This is a genomic window from Paralcaligenes ureilyticus (genome assembly GCF_004346225.1).
GTDB lineage: Bacteria > Pseudomonadota > Gammaproteobacteria > Burkholderiales > Burkholderiaceae_B > Paralcaligenes > Paralcaligenes ureilyticus.
The window spans coordinates 238,672-259,376 of the sequence record NZ_SMAJ01000005.1; the positions used below are offsets into that span (position 1 = coordinate 238,672).

At 56.5% G+C, this 20,705-nt stretch carries 19 protein-coding genes; 6 read left to right on the forward strand and 13 right to left on the reverse strand.

The window, feature by feature from the left end; translation table 11 throughout:
- Positions 1-110: 110 nt before the first annotated feature.
- Positions 111-674, reverse strand: a complete 564-nt coding sequence (locus EDC26_RS09415; protein ID WP_132581836.1) for a disulfide bond formation protein B — start codon at positions 672-674, stop codon at positions 111-113.
- Positions 675-686: 12 nt separating this feature from the next.
- Complete coding sequence (locus EDC26_RS20125) at positions 687-845, reverse strand: DUF5993 family protein (RefSeq protein ID WP_165930976.1); 159 nt, start codon at positions 843-845, stop codon at positions 687-689.
- A gap of 333 nt (positions 846-1,178) precedes the next feature.
- Between EDC26_RS20125 and EDC26_RS09420 the strand changes: the two genes are divergently transcribed.
- Positions 1,179-2,825 (forward strand): SulP family inorganic anion transporter, encoded by a 1,647-nt coding sequence (locus tag EDC26_RS09420; RefSeq protein ID WP_132581838.1) that lies wholly within the window; start codon positions 1,179-1,181, stop codon positions 2,823-2,825.
- A gap of 6 nt (positions 2,826-2,831) precedes the next feature.
- Here EDC26_RS09420 and EDC26_RS09425 read toward each other — a convergent pair whose 3' ends face one another.
- The 10 genes from EDC26_RS09425 to EDC26_RS09470 form a co-directional block, all read right to left on the reverse strand.
- Positions 2,832-3,035, reverse strand: coding sequence for a ribbon-helix-helix domain-containing protein (locus EDC26_RS09425; RefSeq protein WP_132581840.1), 204 nt, complete (start codon positions 3,033-3,035; stop codon positions 2,832-2,834).
- A 102-nt stretch (positions 3,036-3,137) separates the two neighbouring features.
- A complete protein-coding gene (locus EDC26_RS09430) occupies positions 3,138-3,863 on the reverse strand; it encodes a lipoyl protein ligase domain-containing protein (protein ID WP_132581844.1) in 726 nt (241 codons plus the stop codon).
- Positions 3,864-3,880: 17 nt separating this feature from the next.
- Entirely contained in the window at positions 3,881-4,357 is a 477-nt protein-coding gene (locus EDC26_RS09435) for a TM2 domain-containing protein (protein ID WP_132581846.1), read from the reverse strand.
- Positions 4,358-4,422: 65 nt separating this feature from the next.
- Entirely contained in the window at positions 4,423-5,553 is a 1,131-nt protein-coding gene (locus tag EDC26_RS09440; protein WP_132581848.1) for an amino acid ABC transporter permease, read from the reverse strand.
- On the reverse strand, positions 5,553-6,722 hold the full coding sequence (locus tag EDC26_RS09445) for an ABC transporter permease subunit (RefSeq protein WP_132581850.1): 1,170 nt from the start codon (positions 6,720-6,722) through the stop codon (positions 5,553-5,555). Before EDC26_RS09445 ends, EDC26_RS09440 begins: the two co-directional genes overlap by 1 nt.
- A 74-nt stretch (positions 6,723-6,796) precedes the next feature.
- Positions 6,797-7,843 (reverse strand): transporter substrate-binding domain-containing protein, encoded by a 1,047-nt coding sequence (locus EDC26_RS09450; protein ID WP_132581852.1) that lies wholly within the window; start codon positions 7,841-7,843, stop codon positions 6,797-6,799.
- Between the two features lie 98 nt (positions 7,844-7,941).
- Positions 7,942-9,267, reverse strand: a complete 1,326-nt coding sequence (locus EDC26_RS09455) for a serine hydroxymethyltransferase (RefSeq protein ID WP_132581854.1) — start codon at positions 9,265-9,267, stop codon at positions 7,942-7,944.
- A 110-nt stretch (positions 9,268-9,377) separates the two neighbouring features.
- Positions 9,378-10,280 carry a LysR substrate-binding domain-containing protein gene (locus tag EDC26_RS09460; protein WP_165930977.1) on the reverse strand — a complete coding sequence of 301 codons (903 nt, stop codon included), beginning with the start codon at positions 10,278-10,280 and terminating at the stop codon, positions 9,378-9,380.
- 13 nt (positions 10,281-10,293) lie between these two features.
- Complete coding sequence (locus EDC26_RS09465) at positions 10,294-11,442, reverse strand: methyltransferase (protein WP_132581858.1); 1,149 nt, start codon at positions 11,440-11,442, stop codon at positions 10,294-10,296.
- Between the two features lie 233 nt (positions 11,443-11,675).
- Complete coding sequence (locus EDC26_RS09470; RefSeq protein WP_132581860.1) at positions 11,676-12,569, reverse strand: LysR substrate-binding domain-containing protein; 894 nt, start codon at positions 12,567-12,569, stop codon at positions 11,676-11,678.
- A 253-nt stretch (positions 12,570-12,822) separates the two neighbouring features.
- Here EDC26_RS09470 and EDC26_RS09475 point away from each other — a divergent pair, with 253 nt between their 5' ends.
- The 4 genes from EDC26_RS09475 (at position 12,823) to EDC26_RS09490 (ending at position 16,727) form a co-directional block, all read left to right on the forward strand.
- A complete protein-coding gene (locus tag EDC26_RS09475; protein WP_132581862.1) occupies positions 12,823-14,142 on the forward strand; it encodes a hypothetical protein in 1,320 nt (439 codons plus the stop codon).
- Positions 14,143-14,221: 79 nt separating this feature from the next.
- Positions 14,222-15,154 (forward strand): glutamate/aspartate ABC transporter substrate-binding protein, encoded by a 933-nt coding sequence (locus EDC26_RS09480; protein ID WP_132581864.1) that lies wholly within the window; start codon positions 14,222-14,224, stop codon positions 15,152-15,154.
- Between the two features lie 153 nt (positions 15,155-15,307).
- Positions 15,308-16,045 carry an amino acid ABC transporter permease gene (locus tag EDC26_RS09485; protein WP_132581866.1) on the forward strand — a complete coding sequence of 246 codons (738 nt, stop codon included), beginning with the start codon at positions 15,308-15,310 and terminating at the stop codon, positions 16,043-16,045.
- A 1-nt stretch (position 16,046) separates the two neighbouring features.
- On the forward strand, positions 16,047-16,727 hold the full coding sequence (locus EDC26_RS09490) for an ABC transporter permease subunit (RefSeq protein ID WP_132581868.1): 681 nt from the start codon (positions 16,047-16,049) through the stop codon (positions 16,725-16,727).
- A gap of 260 nt (positions 16,728-16,987) precedes the next feature.
- On the opposite strand, the gene glpK is transcribed toward EDC26_RS09490, so the two are convergent.
- The gene (glpK, locus tag EDC26_RS09495) at positions 16,988-18,481 is read right to left on the reverse strand and encodes a glycerol kinase GlpK (RefSeq protein ID WP_132581870.1); all 1,494 of its coding nucleotides are present in this window, start codon (positions 18,479-18,481) and stop codon (positions 16,988-16,990) included.
- 95 nt (positions 18,482-18,576) lie between these two features.
- Here glpK and EDC26_RS09500 point away from each other — a divergent pair, with 95 nt between their 5' ends.
- Positions 18,577-20,169 carry a glycerol-3-phosphate dehydrogenase/oxidase gene (locus EDC26_RS09500; RefSeq protein ID WP_132581872.1) on the forward strand — a complete coding sequence of 531 codons (1,593 nt, stop codon included), beginning with the start codon at positions 18,577-18,579 and terminating at the stop codon, positions 20,167-20,169.
- Positions 20,170-20,705: the final 536 nt, after the last annotated feature.

Below are 20,705 nucleotides of genomic sequence, written 5' to 3' on the forward strand. Positions count from 1 at the left end.
AGGCAAATTATAGGGGGTGCTCTGAGGCGGCCGATGAATAAACTATTTCACGGTGTTTCACGCTCGTCGCCCAAGCCTGGCTTTGCCATTATTTAGTTGCTCTGGGCTTTTCAGCCAAGCCAGAGATAGCGGATCGGGTTGTCGACGCAGGCGCCAAAGCCGCATTCCAGCAGGGTCGAGCCCATATTGGCCAGGGCCAGCAGGAAAAACAGCCACATAACCTGCCGGGCATAAGGGCCGGTGCTGCGTGCGAGCGTAGTTTGGGCATTGGCCCGGTCAAGGCAAAGCATCAGGCCGCAATACGCGATAAGCGCTACGAATATCAGCAGCGCCCAGGTATAAAAATGCAAACCTAAAAACGGCGCGCCGTAGCCGGCGTCGCCAGGCGCGATATGCAGCGCCATTTGGCGGGCGGCGACGAACACGCCGGCCAAGGCCGACAGAATGGTGATCCCGTAGTGCGCAGGTGCCGGGCCATGCTGGACGTTAAGCAACAGCCCTATCCCGGCCAGAATGAAAGCTACGCGCTGCAGCAGGCACAGGGGGCAGGGTATTTCGTGATAGAGCAGTTGCCATGCAAAGGCGAACCCCAGTACGCCGCACAGCCCCAAAAGGGCAAAGGCATTCATGGCGCGCGAGGCGTAGGAGGAATCGGATTGAAACGGTGTGGACATGGCGCGCAAACCCTAAAACGACAGGGTAAGCGGGTCGGTCATGTGAAACCGGGACCACGCGAGAAAGACGGCCATGGTAATAGCCCAAAACCACAGGCAAGCCCGGCGCTGGCCGTGCACCCCCAACCAGATCGAGATCGTCCCGGTTAAAAAAGGCAACATCATAATCATGACCACACCTCAAGCTTTCTTATCACAATGCTTTACGCTTTCTCGGGGCAGCGCCCTGAGTTTTTCATAACTAACGCAATGTAACAGAAACATGCGACTGTGTGTGATGGCGATGGCAGCCACAAGGGCTGCCGCTACATGATTCACGGATGCGTTTTTGCAGCGGCAGCCCTTGTGGCAGCCATTCGCCTTTTCTAGCGGCGCCCCTTGCAGGCGCCGGGCCATCCCCAACCACGCCAAGGCCTGCGCGCGGTTTAACGCGCACTACATTAATTTAATGCGCATTATATTATAATGATATCCACATTTTATTAGCTTATTTTCCGGATCACTATGTTTGCCCTGTTTGAGGCGCATCGCGCCGGCCTGCTGCGGCGGCCGTACTGGCTTTCCAATATTGTGGCCGGGGTCATCGTCGGTGTGGTGGCGTTGCCTCTTGCCATGGCGTTTGCGATTGCGTCCGGGGTCAATCCGGAAATGGGCTTGTACACGTCGATTGTGGCAGGGCTGGCTGTATCGATATTCGGCGGCAGCCGTATCCAGATTGCCGGGCCGACGGGCGCCTTTATCGTCATATTGGCCGGCATCACTGCCAAGCATGGCGTTGACGGCTTGCAAATTGCCACCTTGATGGCCGGCATCATATTGTTCTGCTTCGGCTTGGCCCGGATGGGCGCCGTCATCAAATTCATCCCGGCGCCGGTGATTTCCGGCTTTACGGCGGGCATCGGCGTCATCATCTGGGTGGGCCAATGGCAGGATTTCTTTGGCTTGCCCAAGATAACGGGCGAGCATTTTCATCAGAAGCTGTGGGCGCTTTTTCAGGCGTTTCCGCAGATGGATATGGCCACCACCGGCCTGGCCATGCTGTCGTTGGTGCTGGTAATCTTCACCTCCAAGGCGCCTGGCTTCAAACGCGTCCCCGGGCCTTTGGTGGCTCTTATCGTGGTGACGATTCTGCAGTCGGTCTTTGCGTTCAAAAGCGTCGCCACCATCGGCAGCACTTTCGGAGAAATTCCGCGTAGCCTGCCTGCGTTCCAGCTGCCCCAGATCACCCTGTCGCGGATTGTCGAACTTATCGGGCCGGCCTTCGCCATCGCCATGTTGGGCGCCATCGAGTCCTTGTTGTCGGCGGTGGTGTCCGACGGCATGGCCGGCACGCGCCACAATTCAAATCAGGAACTGATCGGGCAGGGCATCGCCAACGTATTGGCGCCGCTCTTTGGCGGGTTCGCCGCGACCGGCGCCATTGCCCGCACGGCCACCAACATTCGTAATGGCGGCACGAGCCCCTTGGCGGGCATTGTGCATAGCCTGACGTTGGTGCTGATTATCCTGTTCCTCGCGCCCTATGCGTCCAATGTGCCGCTGGCGACCTTGGCCGCCATTCTGTTTGTCGTGGCCTGGAATATGAGCGAGGCACGGCACTTCGTCAGAATGATCCGGCGGGCGCCGCGCGCCGATGTGCTGATTTTGCTGGTCACCTTTTTCCTTACCGTTTTTGTCGATCTGGTGGTGGCGGTCAATATCGGCGTGATTCTGGCCATGCTGCACTTTCTGCGGCGCATGGCGGCCAGCGTGGTGGTGCGCGAAGAGTCCGAACAGGAACTGCATAGAGAACTGGTGGGAGAGGGCTTTACCCGGTTGCCGCCGGGGGTGCATGTCTATGCGGTTGAAGGGCCTATTTTTTTTGGCGCTGTGGAAGCATTTGAGGAAGCGCTCGATAGCACGGATGCCGACCTTCGTGTATTGATCATCCGCTTGCGCCGGGTGCCATTTATCGATGCGACCGGCTTGCAGGCGCTTGAAACCGTTTTGCGTGATTGGCGCCAGAAGCAGGTGCGCATCATTTTGACCGAGGCCAACGCGCGTGTGGAGAGCAAGCTTGGCAAGATGGGTTTGATCGACAAGCTTGGGCGCGAATGCGTGGTTGAAACCCTGGGCCAGGCCATGAAGGTTTGTGGCGCTACCCCCGCGTGATGGCGGCTATTTGCCCGAACGCGCTTTAACCTTGGGGTTGGATGTACTGGTGCTATGGGCGTAAGTGACCCCGTGTTGGGTAAGGTAGTCGCGGATCAACTGCCGGACCACTTGCGATGGAGTAATGTCCTGAGCCGCGCACAAGCCTTCGAAGGCTTTCTTTTTGTGCGGATCGATCAAAATGGTGAGGCGGGCAGTCTTCTTTTCCATGAGCGCTTGCGGTGTCTGTGATGATAATCAAATTGTAATGCAAGGGCCGGAATAAAAGGCAGCGCCTGTATTTTGGGAAAGTGGCAGCCACAAGGGCTGCCGCTACACGATGGCTTCTATCTGCTCGGACAAGGATTTTTTCAAACCTCGCACAAAATCAACGAGCGTCATTGCGGGCAGTCCTGGCAGACACTCGTATAGCGAAGCGATGCGCGCCACGTCGTAGCGTTTGTCGCTGCCCAGTTGTTGTTCCAATTGATTGGCGCGGTCGGTCAATATCCGCGCATCTACGGCAGCCAGCAGCAAGGCATGCACCAGGACAACTTGCACTGTGGCGTGTTCCAGGTTAATCCGCCTCCATAGTTGCGCCGTACCGACCACCTTTTTTGCCGAATTTTCCGGCCCACACGCAAGGTTGTAGCGGCCGTCGCAAAACGATCCTTCCACCGCCTGGATTCGGGTCTCGATTTCCCAAGGCTTGAGGGCGTTTTGGATCAGGGTGCAAATGAGCCGGTAGGCCTCATCCGAATGCTGCAGCGGCGGGCCTTCGACCGCATAAGCCAGGCTCAGATTGATGATGCCCGGGCCTTGGGGCACCACGCCGCCGCCCGATAGCCTGACCGTGATCGGCCAGGCCTGCTCTGCAAACCTGGCACAGACGGCGTCAAAGCATTCATGGCGCCGATAGGTGCGCGGCACTACCAGGCCCTGCGGTGCTTCCCATAGGCTGGCTACGGGACCTTCCTGCGCCGCCGTGGCAATCAGCGATTCATCGAACCGGGCATTCTGGACTTCGCCGGGTAGCGCTGTGATCAGCTTGAAAGGCATGATGGCTTTGGCCGGCCTTATCGCGCCGGCACGCGGCCGGGCGTGAACTCTTCGTCGCTCATGAACAGGTAGCGTATGGCGTCGATCAGGCTGATGATGACGACCAGCGGCGTAAACAGATAGAAGATGATCAGGTACACGATGCCCCAGCCGATTTGGCCCAGGTAAAAGCGATGCCCGCCCAGCCAACCCAGGAAAATGGCCAGCACGATGGCAATTTTACGAGTGCTCGTGGGGTGATTGAGCTCTGCGCCCCGGTTCTTGATGATCCACAGGCTGATGGGTACGGTCAGCACCAGCGCGATAATGACCTTGGCGGCGTGGGCGTGTACATAGTCCGTCACCAGATAATACACATCTGAAAAGTTGTGGATGACCAAGCCTGTCAGGTAGGAAACCCAGGCCAGGAATTCGTGTGCAATCGTTTCGCCGAAGGTGAGGGCGATCAGGATAATAATGAAAACGACGCATGCCAGTACGATTTTTTGCAGCATGGTTGAACTACGCCTTCTTTGAAGATCCGAAAGGCCTAGTGTAATGGCTATTGTTCGTTCGCTGATCAGACATGGCTCAACTTGTTTTCGACCACTCGGGAACTCCACGACAGCAAGGTGGCTATCACCAGATAAACCATAAACATGAAGGTGTAAACCTCATACATTTGCGCGGAGTGCTGCGGGTTCGACAGCAGGACCTGCCCGGCGCGCACGAATTCGGTCAGCCCGATGATAAAGAGTAGCGGCACATTATTGAAAATGTCGAGCACATTGCCTACCAGGCCTGGGAGCACCGAACGCAGGGCCTGCGGCAGAATGATGTAATACGTTGCCGCGAAGCTGTTCAAACCGAGTGAGCGCGCCGCGTTCAGCTGGCCTTCGGGTACTCCCTGCAGTCCACCGCGGACGTATTCCGCGACATAGGCGGCATAGAACAGCGTAAACCCGGCGGCGCCGCGAACCAGGTCGTTGATCCGGAAGTCGGCAGGCAGAATCAGCGGCACGACCATCCACGCCCAATAGAGTATGGAGATAAGAGGCAGCGAACGTATCAGTTCGATATAGGCCACGCAGGTGATGCGTATTCCGGGCAGACGGTTGGTGCGGCCCAGGGCCAGCAACACGCCCAGCGGGAAACTGAAAACGGCGGCAACCAGCGTCATGAGTATGCCCAGCAGCAGGCCTCCTGCCGCTTTCCCGTCGTCGGGGATCAGCACGTTCCACATGATGATGGTAGTGATGATCCAGCCGATGCCAAGCAGCGCGCTGCCCGATGCGACGCGCTGCATGATCAGCCAGCCGCAGCCCGCCGCAATGAAGAGCGCCGCGGTCAATGCCTCGGAATAGCGGCCCATAGCCCAGAAGATGGTCGCAATCAGGATGAGCGCGGCGACTGCGGCGGCCACCGGCTTCAGATTTTTTGCCCGAGTAAGGCCGCCAAGGCTCAGGCCCGTCATGAATGAAAACAGGGTGGCGGCGACCCAGGCTCGCCCTATGCTGGCAATGGGCATGGACCCCGCCATCAGAAAGCGCATGCTTTCCGTAATAACGGCCCAGTTCGCCGTTATGAACACCCATTTGAGGAAGGCATACAGAACCGCCACGACCAAGGCAGTGGTGATGGCCGACAGCACGCCTTCAAAGAAATTTGGGAATAGCCGGTGTTTCCACTTGGCCAGAAAGGTGGGGGGCATTAGCGGGCTCCCCTGGCGAGAAGGCGCCGGTTATAAATGTTCATGATCAGGCTGATCAGCCAGTTGATCATCAAGTAGGCGAGCATCACGATAAGTATGCCCTCCATGCTCCGCCCCGTCTGGTTGGCGATGGTGCCATAGATATTGAACAGGTCGGGAAAGCCGATGGCGATGGCCAGCGAGGTATTTTTGGCCAGATTCAGATATTGGTTGACCAGAGGCGGAACCAGGATGCGGAAAGCCTGCGGCAAAATAATGCTGATCATGGCTTGTCTTCGCGTCAGGCCCAGTGCATAGGAAGCCATCCACTGGCCCTTGGATACGGCCTCGATCGAGCCCCTGACGATTTCCGAGATAAATGCCGAGGTATAGACCACGAGCGCCAGTAGTATCGCGGCAAACTCGGGGCTGAAGGCCAAGCCGCCGCTTGCTCTGAAGCGCGAGGCAATCGGGATATCGGCGTGCAGCGGCGCACCCAGCAGGGCGGCGGCCACGATCCAACCGATCGCGACCACCATGGCACCGGCTGCGAGCCCTTTGGCGGGCGATTTTTTTGCGATCCTGGCTGCAGCGCCAAGTGCGACGAGGCTGGCCAGGACGGCCCACCAGAAATAGGGCCACGCGCCGGCCACGACGACGCCAGGCGTGTAAATTCCTTGCCGGCTTGCTATCGTGCCGTACCAGCTGGATGCGGCCCGCAACGGCGGCAGTTGCAGAACGACGGCAAAATACCAGAAAAACAGTTGTATGAGTAATGGCGTGTTGCGTATAAGCTCGACAAAGCACAGGGATACGTGATTGACCATCCAGTTGAGCGACACTCGGCCCGCCCCCACCAGTAAACCCAGCAAGGTGCTGAGCAGGATGCCCAGCAGCGCGACTTTGAGCGTGTTGTACAACCCCAATATAAGCGCCTGCAGGTTGCTGTCGCTCGATACAAAACTTTTCAGGGTGAGGCCATGCGACCAGTCCAGAGTAGTGCCTTCGGTCAGGTGAAGGCCCGATGACTGGCTTAAAAAACCGAAATTGATGGGGATCTTGTGCGCGGCCAAGCCGTAATAAATGCTGCTGCCCAGCCCCACCACAACGGCTATGGCGGCTGCGGCCACCGCGACTTGCAGGATGTGGTCGAGCAAGGAGTATCGCTGGCGTCTACCTGTTGAATTCATCTCCGGACTCCCGTTTGCGGCTTAGGGGCGCTTGCAAGGCAGGCCGGTAGCCCGGCCTGTCCAGGTTTTTGCGATTAGCGGAAGGGAGGTGAGTACATCAGGCCGCCGCGAGTCCACAGATCGTTCAGGCTTCCCTTTCGGGCAATGCTGTAGGGCGTGCTGGGCCCGACGTTGCGGTCATAGATTTCGCCGTAGTTGCCGGTGGCGGCAATGACCTTTTGGATGAAATCCGGGGCCAGCCCGAAATCTTTCCCCAGGTCGCCCTCAGTGCCCAGAAACCGTTGAATATCGGGATTCGGGTCTTTGGCCATCTCGGCGACGTTCTTGGAGGTAATGCCAAGCTCTTCGGCCTCGACCAGCGCGTAGACGATCCAGGCGAGCGCGGTATGCCATTTTTGATCATCCTGGCGCACAAAGCCCGCGAGCGGTTCCTTGGAGATGGTTTCGGGGAGAATATCGAAATCGTCCGGTTTGGGTGCATTGCCCTTCCAGCCGACCAAGGCCGATTTATCGGTCGTCATGGCGTTGCAGCGGCCGCCGTTGAGTGCCGCAAAAAGCTTATCCAGATCTTGATAGGTCAGTACCTGCGTGGTCTTTTCCCATTTATGGCTTTTAATGTAATCGGCCCAGACCGCTTCGGTGGTGGACCCTTGCGTGGTGCAAATCGTGCCTCCGTTCAGATCGGCGATATGGGCGATTTTATCGGCCTTTTTGACCAGAACGCCGGTGCCGTCATAAAAATTGACGGGAAGAAAGTCGGCGCCCACGGCGGTTGCGCGCGTGGCGGTTACCGTGGTGTGGAAGAAGACGACGTCGACCTCGCCGTTCTGCAAGGCGTTGAAGCGGTTCTTATCGGTCAGGGCAATCATCTTGACCTTGTTGCCGTCGCCAAGAATGCCCGCCGCCATGGCGTGGCAGTAATCGACATCGAAGCCTTCGAGTTTGCCGGTTTTCGGGTTCAGGTAGCCAAACCCGGGCTTGGTATTGTCGGTGCCGCAGATAAGCTCGCCGCGTTTGATGACGGTATCCGTCTTTGAATCCTGCGCATAGACATTGGTGCTGATAAAGCCCGCCAGCAACAAGGCACCGCCAATACTGGTATGAAGTAGTCTGCTGTTCATGTTGTCTCCCTTCTCCAATGCTTTCCCTGCGTGATGCTGGGAAAATATAAATATTTAGCCCGATGGCCCTCTATGGGGCCTGCCAGGTAAACGGGTTTTCATGTTCGGATAAAGTGCAGCTCCGTAAAGTTGCGGCGGTATTGGCTTACTTTCTTTGCCAGGGCGTCCAGGCCGCTGTTGGCCTTGAGCCCCTGGGAAATGAGTTCGGCCAAAGGCCCCATGTCTTCGGGCTGCATGCCAAAGCGCACCGCCTCGGGGGTTCCGAACCGCAAGCCGTTGACGTCGCCCTCAACCGCAGCCATGGGCAAGCCTATGCCGCAGGTCAGGACATTGATCTGGCGCAATTTTTTTGCGGCGGCTTGTCCGCCGCCGTAGGCGGCCGCTTCGACAGCGAATTGATGCGAGGTGGTAAAGCCCCGGTCGGCGGCAAAAACGGGTATATCGTTCTTATACAGGGCGCCGGCCAGCGCCTTGGCGGTTTGCGCCATCATGCTGGCATAGGACTGCCCGTAAACTTTCCAATCCAAGAGCGCCATCGCCAGGGCGGCGGCCTTGGAGGCGTCGAAGTTCGCTGTCAGGCCCGGGTAGGCAATGGCATCGATTTTTTTTGCGATGTCGGCGTCGTTGGTAACGATCAAGCCTCCGGCGTGGCCCCCTAAGCTTTTGTATGTGCTCATGGTCATGAGGTGCGCACCCTCTTGCAACGGTTGCTGCCACGCCCGGCCGGCGATCATGCCCGACATGTGTGCGGCGTCAAATAACACGATAGCACCTATTTCGTCTGCAATCTGGCGTATTTCTTTGATGGGGTGGCTAAATAGATTCAGGCTGCCCCCGATGGTAATGAGCTTGGGCCGCAGGCGTAGTGCGTCGGCTCGGAGCCGATCGACGTCGACCGTATAACGCGTACTATCAACCGGGGCGCTATGGACTTGCAATCCGTATAAGCCCGCCGCCCCAGCAGGATGATGTGTAACATGGCCGCCGATCGAGGGGGGGGGAACGATGATGGCATCGCCCGGTTTTGTGGTCGCCATGAACGCGTACAAATTCGCCAAGGCTCCCGACCCTACCCGGATTTCGGCATACCGCGCGTTGAATATTTCTGCCGCCAGCTCTGCGGCAAACACTTCAATTTCTTCGATCGCTTCCAGACCCATTTCGTATTTGTCGCCGGGGTATCCCAGCGAAGGGCGCGAGCCCAGGCCTTGCGCCAGCACGGCTTCTACTTTCGGGTTGACGACGTTCGTGGCCGGGTTCAGGTTAAAGCAATCCTGCTCGTGGATTTTCCTGTTTTTCTTGATGAGCGAGGAAATTTGTTGGTCGACCTCGTCCACGGGCATGGTAGAGGCCCGATGGGAGATGGATTGTATGAATTGTTCCGTTTTTTCCGGAACCCAGTCCCGGCTTGCCAGCATGCTCATGATTCACCCTGATGTGGTTATCGAAGCGTTAATCGCTTGTTGATCTTCATCGTAGAGGGTCGGAAATAGTCTGGGCAAACGATTTCTTGTAAGGCCAAGGCCTAGAATATCTAGGCCTTCAAACACCGTAGAAGCGGTTCTTGCATCGCCATGAATGGAGACCCTTCGGGTAGCAACAAGCATAACTCGTCGGGAGCCGGCATGCATACATCGAAGGGCGCAACGAGCTGGCCGGTTTCCAGCGCATGGGCGACCAGGGAGCTGCGCCCCATAAGGATGCCCGCGCCATCGATCGCTGACTGCAGGGCAAGGCTGTATATCGAAAATACGGAGCCCCTGGAAGCGTCAACGGCGGCGAAGCCGGCGAAATCAAGCCAGAGCTGCCAGTGGTGGCGCCATGAAGCGTCGTGCAGCAGACGCTGCGACTGAAGGTCCTGGGCGGTTTTGAGCGGGCCCGCCTTTTGCGCAAACGCGGGCGAACATACCGGCAGCAGCTCGTCTGGCCCCAGGGACAGGGTGGTGGAGCTTCGGGCGTCTTTGCTCAGGTAAAAAAATGCCATGTCGAAGTGATCGCGCTGCAAGTTGGGAGGGTGTTCGAGCGCGGTCACGGAGATAACGTATTCGGAAAAGAGAGCGGACAAACGCGGCAGTTTGGGCGATAGCCACAACAGGGCAATCGAGGGCAACGCGGCAATGGAGATCTCTTTGGGCTTGCCCAGATGCTGCAACTGGGTGACGGCGTCGCTCAACTGATCAAAAGCCTTGCTCAGCATGGGGAGCGCCAGGCGGCCTTCTTTATTCAGTTTGATGCCCTGCGCCAGGCGCTGGAACAAAGGGCAGCCTATCCAGTCTTCAAGCAGCTTGACTTGTTGCGCGATGGCCCCCGCCGTTACGTTGAGTTCGTCGGCAGCCCGTGAGAAGCTTTGATGCCTGGCCGCGGCTTCGAATGCCCGCAAGGCATTTAGCGACGGCGATTTCGCGCGCGAAAAGGGTTTGGGCGTGAAGGCTTGCATGTGAATGAAGCGCCTATTGCTCAGAATGACCCAGCCGCCACAACGACGTGACCTCGGCCTTGCGCGCCAGATGCAGTGCGTCGGTTTCGTCCAATGCCTTCGGATGCAGCGGCCGGGCATCGTGCCTGGCCAGGATGCGCAGGCCGGCTCGTTCGGCGGCATCGAGCAGAAACTCGCGGCTGCGCAAGCCCAGGTGTTCGGCCAGATCCGACATGATCAGCCAGCCTTCGCCACCATCGCATAGATGTGCGGCCAGGCCGTTCAAAAACCCCAACAGCATGCGGCTGTCCGGGTCATAGATGGCGTGCTCCAGGGGCAGCGTGGGTCGCGCCGGCAACCAGGGTGGATTGCAAACGATAAGCGGGCTTTGTCCTGCCGGAAAAAGATCAATGTCCTGAATTTCGATCTGCGATTCCAGCCCAAGGCGTTGAACATTTTCGCGTGCGCAGGCCAGGGCGCGCGGATCATTTTCGGTAGCAATAATTCTTTTTATGCCGCGCTGCGCCAGCACGGCGGCCAGCACGCCGCTGCCGGTGCCGATATCGAACGCCAGGTCGGTTGCCGGCAAAGGTGTCTGTGCGACCAGCTCGATATACTCGCCCCGGATTGGCGAAAATACGCCGTAATGAACATGTATGTTCTGCGACAGGCCCGCTACGGCAATGCCTTTTTTGCGCCATTCATACGAGCCTATGATTCCCTGCAGGGCGCGTAGCGAAAGCAGCAGCGGCTCGTGCATCTGCCCCAGAGCGGCCTCGCACGCCGCCCGCACATCGGGAGCGCGGCGCAGTCCAATGTGAAAATCGCCATCCAGTTCGATCAGCAGACTATTCAAAAGGCGGGCGCGTTGCGATTGGGCCAGGCGATGCAGGCCGAAGGCCTCGGACGGCAGCACGTCCTTTTTAGGCTTTCGTCTTTTATCGACGCGCCGGGTCAGGGCCTGCAGCAACTGCCTGGCGTTCTGGAAGTCGCCGCGCCACAGCATCGCCGTTCCGGCATTGGCCAGGCGAAAGGCCGTGTCCGCCGTCAGGGCGTCATCCACCGGAACGACGCGTTTGGGTGGCGTGCCGTGGTTTTCGGCGCACCACAGCGCGCGCCGGGGTTGTTCGTTTTCTTCCCACACGGCGTGGGTAGGGGCGGCGGGGCGAATCGAATCAGGCATAAGAGGCACAAAAAAGAACAAGAAGCGCGCGTTCAAGCCCGCGTGGCGGCTGGTGCGTCATTGTAGTGGCAGCTCTTGTGGCTGCCAAAATCGTTCATAAACGAGGCGATATTTATAGACAGTGAATGGCACCCACAAGGGGTGCCGCTACAAAAACGTAGCCGTAGCGGATGTAGCGGCACCCCTTGTGGGTGCCACGCACACAAATATATCTGCAGGGCTTCGGCGTATTTTTACAGTGTTTCAACGTGTGCCAGCAAAATTTCTATGAAATGGCGTGTCAATAGGGATGGGGCGGTGTGTATGGGCATGGCCATTTGCACAGGGATGTTGATGGCCGGCGCGAGTTTTTTGATCAGAAGTTGGCCGGCAAATGTATGAGCCACATAAGGGTTGACGATGGCGATGCCGTTGCCGGCCGCGACCAGTGCGCAAATGGTGATCGACGAGGTCGTCTCGATAACGAAGTCGTTCGAGTCCTTGCCCTCGGTCAGCAGCGCCTTGATCTGCATGGTGATTTCTTCGTTATCGCTCAAAGACAGCACCCGGTCGTCTTTTAACAATTTCAGATCGATGACATCGACGTTTTTCAAAGGATGATCGAGCGGCAGAACGCAGACGGCGCTGGACGTTTTGATGACTTGGGGCTGAAAGTCTTTTTGATCCAGCGTCCCGGTCGTCAAGGCCACGTCGCAGAGGTCCTGATGCAGATACTCGGCCAGTTGCGGAGTGCCCAGCGTTTGAATGTTGACATAGGTGTTGGGGAATTTTTGCAGAAATTGCCGAACGACTGGCGGCATCAGCCCGCTTCCCAGTGTTGGAGTGCAGGCGATTCTAAGCGCTCCAGTGCCGGATTTACGCAGGATGGAGACGACCGATTCAATTTTCTCCAGACCGTCAAAATGCTTTTGTATGGTTTTATAAAGCAGCTTGCCTTCGCTAGTCGGCCGCAAGCGCCCCTGATGCAATTCGAATAGTTTTAATTCCGATGCGTTTTGCAGTTCCGCAATACGGCGGCTGATCGAAGGTTGCGTGGTATTGAGCATCAGCGCGGCACGCGTGGTGGTGCCTGTTTGTATAACAGCTTTGAACGCTTCGATTTGCTGAAAGTTTAGAGATCTGGCCATTATGTTGAGGATGGAGTTATCTGGGTTAGGTTGGGGCGAATAAGGGGCGGGGTGAATATGAGTGAGAGATGGCAGCCACAAGGGCTGCCGCTACATGGTGCACGGACATCTATTTGTAGCGGCAGCCCTTGTGGCTGCCATTTCACCCCTTGACGGCCTTCCTGTCACCTCATACTGTATATCAAATCTGCATAGAGTACGTATAAAAAAGAATTTGCCCGTATGGCTACAGCGGCATAACCTCTTGGCCATCATGACTAATAATCCTATCATCAGTAACGCAGTGCCTTGCCGTCGCGTCGGGACAGGCCCTTTGCATCATTTCTTTGGTTACTACAACAAGAGCAATTGGGACGCTGGCGATCGCTATTTGCTGGCTAACCAAGTGCCGATGATGGACGCAGATCTGACTCCCGATCTCGTGGCCGAAGTGGGCTTTTTTGATTTGCAGGATCGCGATACCTATTACAGCCTGGGCCATACTACGGCCTGGAATTGGCAGATGGGTTGTCAATTGCAATGGCTCGATGGGACACCGGGACGGCAATTCATTTACAACATTCGGACGGCCGATAAGGCTTCAATCTACCCCGGGTTTGGCTCGTGCATCTATAACGTCGATACCAAAGAGAAACGACAACTGCCGCTACCTGTTTACGTGGTGGCTCCCAATAGCCGTTACGCCCTGTGCGTCGACTATAGCCGCCTTTATATTACGCATGAAACCATAGGATATGGCAAGAACGAACCACCACCCGCCATGCCTGGTGCGCCCGGCGACGATGGCATTCATTATATGGACATGGCCAGCGGTGAATCGCGTCTGTTGTTGAGCTACAAAAATTTGCGCGAGTTCCATCCGCGTGCGTCGATGGAGCGGGCGATTCATTGGGTAAGCCATATTGAAATCAATCCCGCTTCGTCGCGGATACTGCTGTTGCACCGCTGGACCGAGCGGGTCAAAGACGAAACCTGTTTCCTGCATCGTTTGATTACGGTCAACCCCGATGGCACAGACTTGCGCTTGCTGGAATGCTCGGATCATCCCTTGCCGCAACTGGCTGATGATTTCGACCCGTCCGCGGTGGGCACCTTCGACTATGAGAAATCCGAATATCAGATATCTCATCCTCTATGGATGGACGATAGCCATATTATTGTTTGGGGGCCACATAACGGCGAGATCCATTATCACCTTTATACGGATATTGAAGATGGTGAAGTTCGGGTTATAGGCCGCGATGTCCTGACTGAAAATGGCCACATGACGTTCTCGCCCACGAATAAGCGCTGGCTGCTAAGCGATACCTATCCGGATTCGGCCACGGATCAGCGAATTCTGTTTTTGTTCGATATAGAAAGCGGGCTGCGCTACGACTTGGGCAGTTTTTATACCGACCCCGGGCTTCGAAAAGAAAACCGCTGTGATTTGCACCCGCGCTGGAGTCGCGATGGCAATCAGGTGTGCATTGATTCCGTGCACGAATTGCAGCGCCAGATGTACCTGCTGGATGTTTCGCACATTGTAGGAACGGATAGCGCTGCGGCGGTCGTTGGCCAAGCGCGTATTTAATTCATAGGTTTTAGAACAGGCAATCGGCAGCCATCGTTTTCAGATGGCATAGGGCCAACCACACAAAGGAGCAGCAACCATGAGATGCAGAATCGGCACATTATGTAAAAGTGTTTTATTTGGCCAGTGCATAGCGGCCCTGGCCTTGACGATGGGGATGGGTTCGGCTTTTGCCGTCGAGGGCGGCTTGTCGGGCACCATGAAGAAAATCAAGGACGATGGTGTGGTGGTCATAGGGTTTCGCGACGCCTCGATTCCGTTTTCGTATTATGACGCGAATCAAAAGCCTATTGGCTATTCGATGGACATTACCAATCTGATCATTGCCGAGCTTAAAAAGAAATTGAACATGCCCGATTTGAAAGTTCGGCAGATTCCCATTACCTCGCAAAACCGGATTTCCTTGCTGCAGAACGGCACCTTCGATTTTGAATGCACAACCACGACGAACAATGCCTCGCGCGCCAAGCAGGTTGACTTCACCAACAGCATTTTCGAGATAGGCACCCGCTTGCTGGCACGCAAAGATTCCGGCATTAACGATTTCTCTGATCTTAAAGGCAAGACACTGGTGGTCGGGGCGGGTACGACGTCCGAAAAAATCATACGTGGCATGAATGTCGAGAAGAACCTGGGCATGAGTATTATGAGCGCCAAGGACCACAGCGAATCGTTTTTGATGTTGTCGACGGGCCGCGCGAAAGCCATGATGATGGACGATGCCCTATTGGCAGGCGAGCGGGCCAAAACCAAGAACCCGTCCGACTATGTGATCACGGGCACACCGCAATCCTACGAAGCATACGGCTGCATGGTTCGCAAGAACGATGAAGGCCTGAAGTCTTTGATGAACGCTGTGATTGCCCACGCCGAAACCTCCGGCGAGGCTGAGAAAATCTATAACAAATGGTTTATGAATCCTATTCCTCCCAAGAATCTGAATCTTGATTTCCCGTTGTCGGATACGATGAAGAAATTATTTGAACACCCCAACGACAAACCTGTGTCCTGATCGGGGGCGAATGGCGCCCTGATTATCAAGGTTTTTATGGCAGCCACAAGGGCTGCCACTACATGCGACGGGTGCGTATTTGTAGCGACACCCCCTGTGGGTGCCAGGAAATAAGCGGCCAAGGCGTTGGCCGCCGCGTGTGCTGAGGTTTTGATGGATTACAAATGGAATTGGGCGGTTTTGTTGCAACCGGTGGCAACAGGCGAACCCTCGACCTATTTGGGCTGGTTGTTCACCGGTTTCCTGAATACGGCCGCGCTGACGGCAGCGGCCTGGGTTCTGGCCCTAGCCGTCGGTTCTGTATTCGGAGTCATGCGAACCTTGCCCAGCAAATATTTGCGGGCGGGCGGCACGATCTATGTGTCGATTTTCAGAAACATCCCTTTGATTGTGCAGTTCTTCATCTGGTATTTCGTTGTCCCCGAGCTCCTGCCAAAAGGGATGGGCGACTGGCTGAAGAACCTGCCGCCTTACACACAATTTTTTGTAGTCTCGGTGTTTTCTCTGGGCATTTATACCGGCTCGCGCATATGCGAACAGATGCGAGCCGGCATTAATTCCTTGCCGCGTGGGCAGCGCAGCGCCGGATTGGCAATGGGGTTCACCTTGTTGCAGACCTATCGCTATATCCTGCTACCGGTGACGTATCGCACGATTATCCCGCCGTTGACTTCCGAATTCCTGATCATTTCCAAAAACTCTGCCGTGGCCTCCACCATTGGTCTTCTGGAGCTCTCAGGCCAGGCGCGTCAACTTGTCGACTATACCGCCCAGCCGTACGAATCATTCATCTGCGTGACGCTAGGCTATGTGGTGCTGAATTTCCTGATCATTCGTTTGATGGGCTGGATACGCAACCGTACGAAAGTACCAGGCCTGCTGGGGAACTGATGTGTTTGAAATAGACTGGAACATTATTCTCGAATCACGTGCGCTGCTTTTTACGGGCATGTGGGTGACCCTCAAAATTACGGCAGTGGCCGTTGTGTGCGGGCTGGCCTGGGGCACCGTTCTGGCGATGTGCAGTATCGCCAAGAACCGGTTCTTGACTATTTTTGCGCAATCCTACGTATCGCTATTCAGGTCGATCCCATTGATTATGCTGTTGCTGTGGTTTTTCCTGATTGTGCCGCAAGTTTTGAAGGCGATCTTTGATCTTTCACCCAGTGTGGATATACGCCTCATCTCGGCCATGGTGGCGTTTTCTCTGCTGGAAGCGGCATTTTTCTGCGAAATTATGCGCGCGGGCATACAGAGCCTGCCGATGGGTCAGTTTCATGCGGCAAAGGCCGTGGGCATGACCCCCTTGCAATCGATGCGCTATGTTATTTTGCCCCAGGCATTCAAGGCAATGCTGCCTATTGTCCTGACTCAATGCATTGTGATATTTCAAGATACCTCGCTCGTCTACGTGATTGCCCTGGGCGACTTTTTCCGGCGTGCCACCAGCATTGGCGAACGCGATGGAACCATCGTGCAAATGCTGATATTTGCCGGTGTGGTGTATTGGATTATTTGTTCCCTGTTGACGCTGATTGTTAAATTGGTTCAACAAAGGACGGCGCATCAGTAAGCGTGGGCGATGGCAAGGTTTTGATGGCAGCCACAAGGGCTGCCGCTACATGAGCAACGGCCAGGCCAATCCACCGACGACCGCGCCAACACCCACCGATCCACCTTAACCGCCCATGACGCGGGGCTAGAAAGAATTTATAACCGAGATAGGGTTGATGACGACGAAAAGATGCCACCTTCAGCGAATGCCACCCACAAGGGGTGGCGCTACAGGGTGGCGCTACAGGCTAGCGTTACGGGTGGCGTTGCGAGTACCCGTCATTCCGCGCAAGCCTGCCGCACGGCATGTTCCCAGCGATCCATCAGGGCCTGCGCATGGGCGGCATCCAGTTGCGGCGTGAAGCGGCGCTCAACCTTCCACAGATCGGCAAGCTCCTGCTGATTGCGATAAACGCCACAGGTCAGACCCGCCAGGTACGCGGCACCCAGCGCCGTCGTTTCGATAATGGTTGGCCGCACGACCGGAATCCCCAGCAAATCAGCCTGAAACTGCATCAACATATTATTCACGCACGCCCCGCCGTCGACCCGCACCTCCGCCAGCGGTGCCGCGCCTGCGGCCACCGCGTCGCGGCTCATCGCCTGCAGCAAGGCCGTACTTTGAAACGCAATGCTTTCCAGCGCCGCACGGGCAATATGCGCCATGGTCGAGCCGCGGGTCAGCCCGGTAATCGCCCCGCGCGCCTTCGGCTGCCAGTAAGGTGCGCCCAGCCCCGTAAACGCCGGCACCAGCACCACGCCGCCCGAGTCCGGCACGCTGCGCGCCAATTGTTCAACCTCGCTGCTGCGCTCGAACGCATGCATTCCGTCGCGCAGCCACTGCACCACCGCGCCGCCCACGAACACGCTGCCTTCGATGGCAAATTCCGGCTGCGGCGTTATTTGCGCGGCGCTGGTGGTAATAAGCCCGTTTTGCGATACCTGGAATTTGTGCCCGGTATGCATGAGCGTGAAGCAGCCCGTGCCATACGTGTTTTTGGCCATCCCTTCGCTAAAACACGCTTGTCCAAACAGGGCGCTTTGCTGATCGCCGGCAACACCACAGATGGGAATCGCCTGGCCCAGGAAATCCGCGTGGCTGGCGCCGTACTCGGCGCCCGAGGGCAAAACCCGCGGCATCATGCCCGGTTCGATATCCAGAGCCTGCAAGAGCTCTTCATCCCATTGATTGCTGTGCACGTTGAACAGCATCGTGCGCGACGCGTTGCTGACATCGGTCGCATGCACCTGGCCGCGTGTCAGTTGCCAGATGAGCCAGGAATCGATCGTGCCAAACGCCAGTTTGCCCTTGCGCGCCAGCGCACGCGCGGTTGGCACCTGATCCAGAATCCATTTGAGCTTGGTGCCGGAAAAATAAGCATCGATACGCAAACCCGTTTTTTGCAGTATGGCCGGCTCCAGGCCTTTGTCCCGCAACTCGGCGCAGGCCGGCTCGGTGCGGTGGTCCTGCCAGACGATGGCGTTATGGATGGGCTGGCCGGTTTTGCGATTCCATACAACGGTGGTTTCCCGCTGATTGGTGATTCCGATGGCGCGGATGTCGCCGGCTTTAAGATGGGCGCGGGCCAGCGCCTCCTGGGCCGTGCCCAACTGCGTTTGCCATATCTCCAGCGGATCGTGCTCGACCCATCCGGGTTCGGGGTAGATCTGCGCAAGCTCTTTTTGGGCCATTGCAACGATTTTTCCGCTCGCGTCGAAAACAATGCTGCGCGAGCTGGAGGTGCCTTGATCGAGAGCAAGCAGATAGGTCATGTAAGTACGCCGGTAGTTTTAACTGTGTTTTTAGCATACTGGGCATTGCTGTCTTGCACTAAAATTCCATTTTTCGAGCTTTTGCGATTCTTCTGATGATGGCGACTGCATTACCTACCGATCGAACCCGCTTATTGTTGGCGCTGGCCCAGGCCCGCGAATACGATATGGCCGTTATCGGGGGTGGCGCAACCGGCCTGGGAGTGGCGCTCGATGCCGCCTTGCGCGGGCTGTCGGTAGTGTTGCTGGAGTCGCACGATTTTGCCAAAGGCACCTCGTCGCGGGCAACCAAACTGGTGCATGGCGGGGTGCGTTATCTGGCTCAAGGCAATATCGCGCTGGTGCGTGAAGCCCTGCACGAACGCACGACGCTCTTGCATAACGCGCCGCATCTGGCTCGGCCGCTCGCCTTTGTCATGCCCAGCTATAAACATTGGGAAACCCCGTTTTATGGCATAGGGCTAAAGATTTATGACGCGCTGGCTGGCAAGGCAGGCCTGGGGGCAACGCAGTTTCTAAGTGCGGCGCAAACCGAACTGTGCCTGCCGGGGGTCAAAATGAAAGGCCTCAAAGGCGGCGTCAAATACTGGGACGGCCAGTTTGACGATGCCCGCCTGGCGCTGGCGCTGGCTCGCACCGCGGCGACACGGGGGGCCTTGCTGGTGAACTATTGCACCGTGACCGATTTGCTTCATGAGCAGGGCCGCGTTGTGGGTTTGCGCTGTCAGGACGAGGAATTCGGCACGGAATATATGTTGCGGGCCAAATGCGTCATCAATGCGGCGGGCGTCTGGGTGGACGAGATCCGTCAGAAGGACGGCGCGGCACAGCATCGCACCGTCAAGCCTATGGTGGCGCCCAGCCAGGGTGTGCATCTGGTGGTGGATCGCGATTTTTCGCCGGGTGACCACGCGATGCTGGTGCCCAAGACGCAAGACGGCCGTGTGCTGTTCGCAGTGCCCTGGCTGGGCAAGCTGATTTTGGGCACGACGGACACGCCGCGTCACGACCTGGCGCGCGAGCCCGATGCCTACGCGCGTGAGGTCGACTTCATATTAAGGGAATCGGCAAAATACCTGAAACGCGCACCCTCGCGCGCCGACGTGAAAAGCATCTGGGTGGGTTTGCGGCCTTTGGTCCGCCCGCCTGACGATGAAGAGGGCGACAATACCAAAAAAATAAGCCGCGAACATACGGTGCTCGCCAGCCCCAGCGGCCTGATCACGGTGACCGGAGGTAAATGGACCACTTATCGGGCCATGGCCGAGGACGTATTGCGCAAGTGTGTCGAGGTGTCGTTATTGTCCGATTTGCCCCCCAGCCAGACAGCCCATTACAAGCTTGTCGGGGCGGACGATGGCAGCGTGACGCGCGCCAGCATCACCACAGCGCCGGGGCTGGACTCGTATGGTTGCGAGAGCGATTACGTCCAAAGCCTTGAGGGCCATGACCAGGAAATCACGCCCGGGCTGACTGAATCCATGGTGCGCTTTGCCGTGCGCTACGAATATGCGCGTTGTGTCGAAGACGTGCTGGCCCGGCGTTTTCGATTGTTATTCCTGGATGCCCGCCTGGCGGCTCAAATTGCCCCGCGCGTGGCACAAATCGTACAAGAAGAAACAGGACTGGATCCCAGGCTGGAGCTTTTTTTACAGTTGACCCGGCATTACCTAAGCTTGCCGTCCTGAACGGCTCGCCTTGCGCCAGGCCCCAATACAACGTTTGTTGAAATTCTTGTCAAGTAGGCATTCCCCTGAAACGGCACCCATGTATCCATACGTGTGTGGATTTAAAGTAACAATAGGGCATGCAGGGCAGTTCGAGGCCGTTCCGGCGCTTTGCCGGATTCTTGCCTCAAGCAAACAAGACTCTCTGACTAAACATAGGCTTACGGGCTATGTACACGGAAAGAATAATCTTTTTCAGGCGTCTCTTTGGCTGTTTTTTCTGGGTTTGAATCAATTTGTATCTTTGTTGTTGTTTTTACTCGAATTGTAAATTATTAACATTTTGTTGATATATCTGTTCGGAAAGGTAAAAATAGGCGCATTGATGATTGTTTATTTACAAAAATATAAGAAACCTTACGAGAGAAATGGTATTTTTGTCATTAAACGCTAACAAAAAATATCCACAATAGAATTATTTAAGCAATTGGGATATTCAGATACATCGCTTGTGTTTCGTGATGCTACATGTTTTGTGTGTTTTCCATGGATTGTAT